This window comes from Halorubrum sp. AJ67, assembly GCF_000513435.1.
This window is the reverse complement of record NZ_CBVY010000012.1, coordinates 82032-83810: the sequence shown is the minus strand read 5'-3', so window position 1 is coordinate 83810 and position 1779 is coordinate 82032. Positions and strand designations below refer to the sequence as shown.

The following is a 1779-nucleotide window of genomic DNA, read 5'->3' as shown; positions in this document are numbered from 1 at the left end:
GACTCGCCGGCGCGTCGCTTCGCCGCGTCGCTCCCGCCGCTCGTCTTCATGGGGCGAGGTGCGGGCGGGGTTCGTTGAAAAGGCGTCGGCGGTTTGATCCGGCTACGTATTCTCCGAAAAATATTTTCGACGGGGTGATCAGTCAAACGCATGCTCACAGCGATGGTCGCCCTCACGCTGTTCGGTCTGACGCTCCTCGGTGCGACGTTCGTGACCGCGGCGCTCCAGTCGCGCGGTCGACTCCCCTTCGGGGTCCCTGAAGGCGTGTACGTCAGCGTCTCAATAGGTGCCATGTCCATCGTCGCGCAGTCCCTCGTCGGTTCGGACTGGGAGACCATAGCGATCCTCGCCGTCGGCACCCTCGCGTGGGCGACCGGATACGAGACGGCGCGCGGCGCGGATGAGCGGTGACCCCGACGCCGCCTACTCCAGCCGGTCCAAGACGGCCTCCGCGTCGTAGGCCAAGGAGAGCTCGCGGGAGCGGCCGCGACCGTCGACGTCGGCGTACTCCGCGTCGATGACGCCGAGCTGGTCGAGCTTGTTGATGATCTCCGAGTAGCGGGTGTACCCCAGCCCGGTCGCGTCGTTGAACGCGTCGTACACCGCGCCGGCGCGCTCGCCGTCGTGTTCGGCGAGGACGCGGACGAGGTCGCGCTCGGACTCCGAGAGCCCGCGGAGCGACCGCGAGAGGTGGACGTGCTTCGACTTGTCGTACGCCTCCTCGACGTCCTCCTCCGAGACCGTCTTCGAGGCGCGCATCTCGGCGTTGAGTCCGGCCCGGCGCAGGAGGTCGATCCCGACGCGGAGGTCGCCGCTGTCGGCCGTGAGGTCGGCGACGCGCTCCAGTTCGGCGTCGCCGATCACCCCCTCGTGGAAGCCGCGCTTGGCGCGCTCCGCGAGGATGTCGTAGATCTCGGTCGCGTCGTAGACGGGGAAGTACACCTCCTCCGGGCGGAAGACGGACTGGACCCGCGTGTCGAGGTCGTCGATCACGTCGAGCCCGAGGTCCGAGGAGACGACGATCACGCCGATCTTCGCGCCGGAGTGGGCCTCGTGGGCGCGAAGCAGCGAGTAGAGCGTGTCCGACGCCTCGTTCTCGTAAAAGAGGTAGTTCACGTCGTCCAAGGCGACGACCAAGACCTCGTCCTCCTCGACGAGCCGGTCGGTGATCTGCCCGAACAGCTTCTTGAAGGAGATGCCAGAGGAGGGCGGCTCGTACTCGAATATCCCCTCGAACAGCCGGGAAAAGACGGCGTAGCGCGTCGAGTCGACCTGACAGTTGACCCGGACCGTCCGCACCTCGGTCCGCGCGCCCAGCTCACCGAACAGCTTCTGGACGGCGGTGGTCTTGCCGGTCCCGGGCGGGCCCCGAACCATCGTGTTGAGCGGGCGGGAGCCGCGGACCGCGGGGCGGAGCGCGTACTTGAGGTTCTCAAGTTGGCTCTCGCGGTGGCGGAACGTCTCGGGGACGTGGTCGATCTCGAACACCGACTCGTCGCGGAACACCGACTCGTCCCACGAGAGCATGTCTCCGGCGTCCCCGGTCATGCGAGTACCACGAGAGGCCGCGCACTTAACCGTTGCCCGGAGCCGAAGCGAAACTGAAACTTGTCGCACGAGCGCCCGATCGGCGCGATTCCGGCGATCGCTCGTTCACTCTCGGTCCGCCGAGAGATCGGTCGCGTCCGGCCGACCCGCCTCCGCGTCTCCGCGGCGCAACACCAACACGTGGCGCGTCAGCGAGCGGTGGACACGGCGCTCGAACGCCGCTTCGACGGT

Annotated in this window: 2 protein-coding genes; one reads left to right on the top strand and one right to left on the bottom strand. The window is 67.7% G+C overall.

From position 1 onward, the window contains the following. Positions 1 to 150: 150 nt before the first annotated feature. The gene (locus BN903_RS10695; RefSeq protein WP_048077716.1) at positions 151 to 411 is read left to right on the top strand and encodes a hypothetical protein; all 261 of its coding nucleotides are present in this window, start codon (positions 151 to 153) and stop codon (positions 409 to 411) included. 12 nt (positions 412 to 423) lie between these two features. Here BN903_RS10695 and BN903_RS10690 read toward each other — a convergent pair whose 3' ends face one another. Beyond that, the gene (locus BN903_RS10690) at positions 424 to 1548 is read right to left on the bottom strand and encodes an ORC1-type DNA replication protein (protein WP_048077715.1); all 1125 of its coding nucleotides are present in this window, start codon (positions 1546 to 1548) and stop codon (positions 424 to 426) included. Positions 1549 to 1779: the final 231 nt, after the last annotated feature.

Coding starts and splice junctions, on each gene's coding strand:
- BN903_RS10695 (WP_048077716.1), top strand. CDS start 151: ATGCTCACAGCGATGGTCGCCCTCACGCTGTTCGGTCTGACGCTCCTC.
- BN903_RS10690 (WP_048077715.1), bottom strand. CDS start 1,548: ATGACCGGGGACGCCGGAGACATGCTCTCGTGGGACGAGTCGGTGTTC.